The organism is Klebsiella sp. HMSC16C06 (genome assembly GCF_001808325.1).
Classification (GTDB): Bacteria; Pseudomonadota; Gammaproteobacteria; order Enterobacterales; family Enterobacteriaceae; genus Klebsiella; species Klebsiella variicola.
Genome location: NZ_KV793017.1, coordinates 1 through 7,085, shown reverse-complemented (window position 1 = coordinate 7,085; position 7,085 = coordinate 1). Strand labels below are relative to the sequence as shown.

At 59.5% G+C, this 7,085-nt stretch carries 7 protein-coding genes; 5 read left to right on the top strand and 2 right to left on the bottom strand.

Annotated features, from left to right (window positions below):
• The first annotated feature begins 40 nt into the window (after positions 1-40).
• The 4 genes from HMPREF3142_RS22405 to HMPREF3142_RS22390 all read left to right on the top strand — a co-directional run bounded on the left by HMPREF3142_RS22405 (position 41) and on the right by HMPREF3142_RS22390 (position 4,530).
• Positions 41-1,720, top strand: a complete 1,680-nt coding sequence (locus HMPREF3142_RS22405; RefSeq protein WP_003830788.1) for a Mu transposase C-terminal domain-containing protein — start codon at positions 41-43, stop codon at positions 1,718-1,720.
• Between the two features lie 2 nt (positions 1,721-1,722).
• Complete coding sequence (locus HMPREF3142_RS22400) at positions 1,723-2,631, top strand: TniB family NTP-binding protein (RefSeq protein WP_003830789.1); 909 nt, start codon at positions 1,723-1,725, stop codon at positions 2,629-2,631.
• A complete protein-coding gene (locus HMPREF3142_RS22395; RefSeq protein WP_003830790.1) occupies positions 2,628-3,845 on the top strand; it encodes a TniQ family protein in 1,218 nt (405 codons plus the stop codon). The genes HMPREF3142_RS22400 and HMPREF3142_RS22395 overlap by 4 nt, the downstream gene beginning before the upstream one ends.
• A 61-nt stretch (positions 3,846-3,906) precedes the next feature.
• Complete coding sequence (locus tag HMPREF3142_RS22390; protein WP_070612635.1) at positions 3,907-4,530, top strand: recombinase family protein; 624 nt, start codon at positions 3,907-3,909, stop codon at positions 4,528-4,530.
• Positions 4,531-4,734: 204 nt separating this feature from the next.
• On the opposite strand, the gene qacG2 is transcribed toward HMPREF3142_RS22390, so the two are convergent.
• Both qacG2 and HMPREF3142_RS22380 read right to left on the bottom strand, forming a co-directional pair.
• Positions 4,735-5,067, bottom strand: coding sequence for a quaternary ammonium compound efflux SMR transporter QacG2 (gene qacG2 / locus HMPREF3142_RS22385; RefSeq protein ID WP_003830719.1), 333 nt, complete (start codon positions 5,065-5,067; stop codon positions 4,735-4,737).
• Between the two features lie 193 nt (positions 5,068-5,260).
• Positions 5,261-5,776, bottom strand: a complete 516-nt coding sequence (locus tag HMPREF3142_RS22380; RefSeq protein ID WP_003830721.1) for a flavodoxin family protein — start codon at positions 5,774-5,776, stop codon at positions 5,261-5,263.
• A gap of 160 nt (positions 5,777-5,936) precedes the next feature.
• On the opposite strand from HMPREF3142_RS22380, the gene intI1 reads away from it, so the two are divergent.
• Positions 5,937-6,950: a class 1 integron integrase IntI1 gene (gene intI1, locus HMPREF3142_RS22375; protein WP_000845048.1), complete on the top strand. Its 1,014-nt coding sequence runs from the start codon at positions 5,937-5,939 to the stop codon at positions 6,948-6,950.
• Positions 6,951-7,085 lie beyond the last annotated feature (135 nt).

Sequence of the window (7,085 nt, the reverse complement as noted above, 5' to 3'; positions counted from 1 at the left end):
CTATGCTCAATACTCGTGTGCACCAAAGCGAGGTGTGAGCATGGCGTCAGACACATTACCAATTGCCGAGCAGGGCGTGGCCACCCTGCCCGATGCGGCATGGGCACAGGCCCGGCACCGGACCGAAATCATCGGGCCGCTGGCAGCGCTTGAAGTGGTTGGGCATGAAGCCGCCGATGCCGCTGCTCAAGCGCTGGGCCTATCCAGGCGGCAGGTGTATGTCCTGATCCGGCGTGCCCGGCAAGGTGCTGGGTTTGTGACGGACCTGGTTCCCGGCCAGTCCGGCGGCGGAAAAGGCAAGGGACGCTTGCCGGAATCAGTTGAGCGCATCATCCGCGAGTTGCTGCAAAAGCGCTTCCTGACCAAGCAGAAGCGTAGCCTGGCGGCGTTCCACCGCGAGGTCGCGCAGGCTTGCAAAGCGCAAAAGCTACGGGTGCCGGCGCGCAACACTTTGGCCCTGCGGATCGCCGGCCTCGACCCGCTCAAGGCCACTCGCCGCCGGGAAGGTCAGGATGCGTCCCGCAGCCTGCAAGGTGTCGGTGGTGAGCCTCCCGCCGTGACCGCGCCACTGGAACAAGTGCAGATTGATCACACGGTCATCGACCTGATCGTGGTGGACGAGCGCGACCGGCAACCGATTGGCCGTCCGTATCTGACCATCGCCATCGACGTGTTTACCCGCTGCGTGCTCGGCATGGTCGTCACGCTGGAAGCGCCGTCATCTGTTTCGGTCGGCCTGTGCCTTGTGCATGTCGCCTGCGACAAGCGTCCCTGGCTGGAGGGTCTGAATATAGAAATGGATTGGCCGATGAGCGGCAAGCCCAGGCTGCTCTACTTGGACAACGCGGCCGAGTTCAAGAGCGAGGCGCTGCGCCGTGGCTGCGAGCAGCACGGCATCCGGTTGGACTATCGTCCGCCAGGGCAGCCGCACTACGGCGGCATCGTGGAACGGATCATCGGTACGGCGATGCAGATGATCCACGATGAATTGCCAGGGACGACCTTCTCCAACCCTGACCAGCGCGGGGACTACGATTCCGAAAACAAGGCCGCCCTGACATTGCGTGAGCTGGAGCGCTGGCTCACGTTGGCGGTGGGCACCTATCACGGCTCTGTGCACAACGGCCTGCTTCAGCCGCCGGCGGCGCGCTGGTCAGAAGCCGTGGCGCGTGTCGGTGTACCGGCTGTCGTCACCCGCGCCTTGGCTTTTTTGGTCGATTTCCTGCCCATCATTCGCCGTACTCTGACTCGCACCGGCTTTGTCATCGACCACATTCACTACTACGCCGATGCGCTCAAACCGTGGATCGCACGACGCGACCGCTTGCCCGCTTTCCTGATCCGGCGCGACCCGCGTGACATCAGCCGTATCTGGGTGCTGGAACCGGAGGGGCAGCATTACCTGGAAATCCCCTACCGTACCTTGTCGCACCCGGCTGTCACCCTCTGGGAACAACGGCAGGCGCTGACGAAATTGCGGCAGCAGGGACGCGAACAGGTGGATGAGTCGGCGCTGTTCCGCATGATCGGGCAGATGCGCGAGATCGTGACCACCGCACAGAAGGCCACGCGCAAGGCGCGGCGCGACGCGGATCGACGCCAGCACCTCAAGGCATCGCCTCCGCCGGACAAGCCGATTCCGCCGAAAACGGACGTTGCTGATCCGCAGGCAGACAACCTGCCTCCGGCCAAACCGTTCGACCAGATCGAGGAGTGGTAGCCGTGGACGAATATCCCATCATCGACTTGTCACACCTGCTGCCAGCTGCACAGGGGCTGGCTCGGCTGCCGGCGGACGAGCGCATCCAGCGCCTTCGCGCCGACCGCTGGATCGGCTACCCGCGCGCGGTCGAGGCGCTGAACCGGCTGGAAACCCTGTATGCGTGGCCAAACAAGCAACGCATGCCCAACCTGCTGCTGGTTGGCCCGACCAACAACGGCAAGTCGATGATCATCGAGAAATTCCGGCGCACGCATCCGGCCAGCTCCGACGCGGACCAGGAACACATGCCGGTGCTGGTCGTGCAGATGCCGTCCGAACCGTCGGTGATCCGCTTCTACGTCGCGCTACTTGCCGCGATGGGGGCACCATTGCGCCCGCGCCCACGGCTGCCGGAAATGGAGCAACTGGCGCTGGCACTGCTGCGCAAGGTCGGCGTGCGCATGCTGGTGATCGACGAGCTGCACAACGTCTTGGCCGGCAACAGCGTCAACCGGCGGGAATTTCTCAACCTGCTGCGCTTCCTCGGCAATGAGCTGCGCATCCCATTGGTCGGGGTCGGCACGCGCGACGCCTACCTGGCCATCCGCTCGGATGACCAATTGGAAAACCGCTTCGAGCCCATGATGCTGCCGGTGTGGGAGGCCAACGACGATTGCTGCTCACTGCTGGCCAGCTTCGCCGCTTCGCTTCCATTGCGGCGACCCTCGTCGATTGCCACGCTGGACATGGCCCGCTACCTGCTCACACGCAGCGAGGGCACCATCGGCGAACTGGCGCACTTGCTGATGGCGGCGGCCCTCGTCGCCGTGGAGAGCGGCGAGGAAGCGATCAACCACCGCACGCTCAGCATGGCCGATTACACCGGCCCAAGCGAGCGGCGTCGGCAATTCGAGCGGGAACTGATGTGAAGCCAGCGCCACGCTGGCCGCTGCATCCGGCTCCCAAGGAAGGCGAAGCCTTGTCTTCATGGCTCAACCGCGTGGCCCTTTGCTATCACATGGAGGTGTCCGACCTGCTGGAGCACGATCTTGGTCACGGCCAGGTTGATGACCTGGATACCGCGCCACCACTGTCGCTGCTGATGATGCTCTTCCAGCGGAGCGGCATCGAGCTGGACCGGCTGCGTTGCATGAGTTTCGCCGGCTGGGTGCCTTGGCTACTGGATAGCCTTGATGATCAGATTCCAGACGCATTGGAAACCTATGCGTTCCAGCTCTCGGTGCTGCTGCCGAAACTCCGCCGTAGGACGCGATCCATCACGAACTGGCGTGCCTGGCTGCCCAGCCAGCCGATACATCGCGCCTGTCCGCTCTGTCTGAACGACCCGGCAAACCAAGCCGTACTGCTTGCATGGAAGCTGCCCCTGATGCTGAGCTGCCCGCTGCATGGTTGCTGGCTGGAATCCTATTGGGGCGTGCCTGGGCGGTTTCTCGGCTGGGATAACGCCGACACTGCGCCGCGCACCGCCAGCGACGCGATTGCAGTGATGGACCGGCGTACCTGGCAGGCACTGACGACCGGCCATGTGGAGCTGCCGCGCCGACGCATCCACGCTGGATTGTGGTTTCGGCTAATACGCACGCTGCTCGATGAGCTGAACACCCCGCTTTCGACGTGCGGAACCTGCGCGGGGTATCTCCGCCAAGTATGGGAAGGCTGCGGGCATCCGCTGCGTGCTGGGCAAAGTCTGTGGCGACCGTATGAAACCCTGAACCCGGCAGTACGATTGCAGATGCTGGAGGCGGCGGCAACGGCAATCAGCTTGATTGAGGTGAGGGATATTAGCCCGCCAGGCGAGCATGCAAAGCTGTTCTGGTCCGAGCCCCAAACCGGGTTCACCAGTGGCCTGCCGGCGAAAGCGCTGAAGCCCGAACCCGTCGATCACTGGCAGCGTGCGGTCAAGGCCATTGATGACGCCATCATTGAAGCGCGGCACGACCCCGAGACGGCACGCTCGCTGTTCGCGTTGGCTTCCTATGGTCGGCGCGACCCCGCTTCCCTGGAACAGTTGCGCGCTACCTTCGCGAAGGAAGGCATCCCCACGGAATTTTTGTCACATTACGAGCCTGATGAGCCCTTTGCATGTCTTAGACAGAATGACGGGTTAAGTGACAAATTTTGACGACCAGAACTTTCCGGTTCACACTGTCACATAATCGAACGTATACGTGACGGGTGAAAAGGTGCTGATCGGCTACATGCGGGGATCGAAGGCGGACGGATCCCAGTCCACCAATTTGCAACGCGATGCGCTCATCGCCGCTGGTGTGAGCCTTGCGCACCTTTACGAGGATCTGGCCTCGGGCAGGCGCGATGATCGCCCAGGGTTGGCTGCTTGCCTGAAGGCGCTTCGTGAAGGGGACACGCTGATCGTGTGGAAGCTCGATCGGCTTGGCCGTGATCTGCGCCACCTGATCAACACCGTGCACGACCTAACTGCGCGTAGCGTGGGCCTGAAGGTCCTGACCGGTCACGGTGCGGCGGTCGACACGACGACTGCCGCCGGCAAGCTTGTGTTCGGTATTTTTGCCGCGCTGGCCGAGTTCGAGCGTGAGTTGATTTCCGAGCGAACAGTCGCTGGACTTATCTCGGCGCGCGCTCGCGGCAGGAAAGGGGGGCGCCCCTTCAAGATGACCGCCGCCAAGCTACGCCTGGCGATGGCCAGCATGGGGCAACCGGAAACCAAGGTGGGCGATCTCTGCGAAGAACTCGGGATTACCCGGCAGACGCTCTACCGGCACGTGTCGCCCAAGGGCGAACTGCGGCCAGACGGCGTAAAGCTGCTCTCCCTCGGTTCAGCCGCATAAATGGAGGCGACCTGGAACGGGGCGCTGTTCAGTGCGGCAACGATCCGATTACCGGTGTCGACCCAGAGCAGCCGTAGAGCTTTTGGGAAAGCTGTCGTTCAACGTTTGACGTGAGGGGCCGCCGTAGCGGCGAAGCCGCGAAGGGAACCCGCAAGCGCAGCTTGTGGGCGGTCCCTCTCGACGGAATGGTTAGATGCGACCGTTTTAGTGAACACTTGCCTTAGATAGCAAGTTGAGCACAGCAACGCCGCTGATAATGAAGCCGACACCAACAAATCCCCACATATCTAGTTTTTGACCATGCAAAACCCATGCAATCGCAGTGACCAAGACGATCCCGAGGCCCGACCAAACTGCGTAGGCGATTCCAACAGGAATCGATTTGAGTGTCAGCGACAGGAAATAAAAAGCAGCAGCGTATCCCGCTACGACGATAAAAGACGGTACTAACCTAGTAAAGCCCTCACTAGACTTGAGCGCAGAGGTTGCAATGACCTCAAAAATAATGGCCGTAGCCAGAAATAACCAATTTTTCAAAATATTTCTCCATGGAGTTCCGCGAAGAAATTTTAGGTTCGATTTAAGAAAAAAAAACAGTCTTGTTGCTGGCCGAAATTTGTGCGCACAGCAAAGCATCTAACGCTGGAGTTAAGCCGCGGCGCGTAGCGCCGTCGGCTTGAACGACTTGTTATACAAATTTTGCTGGTAACCAGATTGACCATTTTGGAAATCAATTGTTTTTTACAAGATGAATAAACCTATCAACATCGGCTTGGTAATCTTGAGAATTGAAACCGTTTTCGCAGTTTGCGTGAACATAGCCGCCATAGCCCATGCCAAGATATCTGAAGGTATCTTTAAATGAATTGAGAAATGAGCTATCAGCATCGCTGCTAATGGATGTGCAAACAACAAAACCTGTTTTACTGCGCAGCCGCCTACCAATATCCTTTAGCTCATCAACATCCAGAAAATCCGATGTTCTATCAATAAATACCTTCATTTGAGCACTTGGGCCGTACCAATAAACTGGCGTTGCCAAAATTATATTCTCGTAATCTAGCAATTGATTCATCACAGAAAGAAAATCATCGCCTATGTTTTTGTGATCATAGTCATAGGGTGATATGTCTTTATCCAACAAATTGATTACACCAATATCTAGCTCAGAAGAGATCCAATCTATAAGTCTACCTGTATTGCCATTCCTTCTGGCACTCGCAAATACTGCTATTGTTTTGCTCACTGCTGACTCCTTTCATTTGTATAACTTTGTTTTAGGGCGACTGCCCTGCTGCGTAACATCGTTGCTGCTCCATAACATCAAACATCGACCCACGGCGTAACGCGCTTGCTGCTTGGATGCCCGAGGCATAGACTGTACAAAAAAACAGTCATAACAAGCCATGAAAACCGCCACTGCGCCGTTACCACCGCTGCGTTCGGTCAAGGTTCTGGACCAGTTGCGTGAGCGCATACGCTACTTGCATTACAGCTTACGAACCGAACAGGCTTATGTCCACTGGGTTCGTGCCTTCATCCGTTTCCACGGTGTGCGTCACCCGGCAACCTTGGGCAGCAGCGAAGTCGAGGCATTTCTGTCCTGGCTGGCGAACGAGCGCAAGGTTTCGGTCTCCACGCATCGTCAGGCATTGGCGGCCTTGCTGTTCTTCTACGGCAAGGTGCTGTGCACGGATCTGCCCTGGCTTCAGGAGATCGGAAGACCTCGGCCGTCGCGGCGCTTGCCGGTGGTGCTGACCCCGGATGAAGTGGTTCGCATCCTCGGTTTTCTGGAAGGCGAGCATCGTTTGTTCGCCCAGCTTCTGTATGGAACGGGCATGCGGATCAGTGAGGGTTTGCAACTGCGGGTCAAGGATCTGGATTTCGATCACGGCACGATCATCGTGCGGGAGGGCAAGGGCTCCAAGGATCGGGCCTTGATGTTACCCGAGAGCTTGGCACCCAGCCTGCGCGAGCAGCTGTCGCGTGCACGGGCATGGTGGCTGAAGGACCAGGCCGAGGGCCGCAGCGGCGTTGCGCTTCCCGACGCCCTTGAGCGGAAGTATCCGCGCGCCGGGCATTCCTGGCCGTGGTTCTGGGTTTTTGCGCAGCACACGCATTCGACCGATCCACGGAGCGGTGTCGTGCGTCGCCATCACATGTATGACCAGACCTTTCAGCGCGCCTTCAAACGTGCCGTAGAACAAGCAGGCATCACGAAGCCCGCCACACCGCACACCCTCCGCCACTCGTTCGCGACGGCCTTGCTCCGCAGCGGTTACGACATTCGAACCGTGCAGGATCTGCTCGGCCATTCCGACGTCTCTACGACGATGATTTACACGCATGTGCTGAAAGTTGGCGGTGCCGGAGTGCGCTCACCGCTTGATGCGCTGCCGCCCCTCACTAGTGAGAGGTAGGGCAGCGCAAGTCAATCCTGGCGGATTCACTACCCCTGCGCGAAGGCCATCGGTGCCGCATCGAACGGCCGGTTGCGGAAAGTCCTCCCTGCGTCCGCTGATGGCCGGCAGCAGCCCGTCGTTGCCTGATGGATC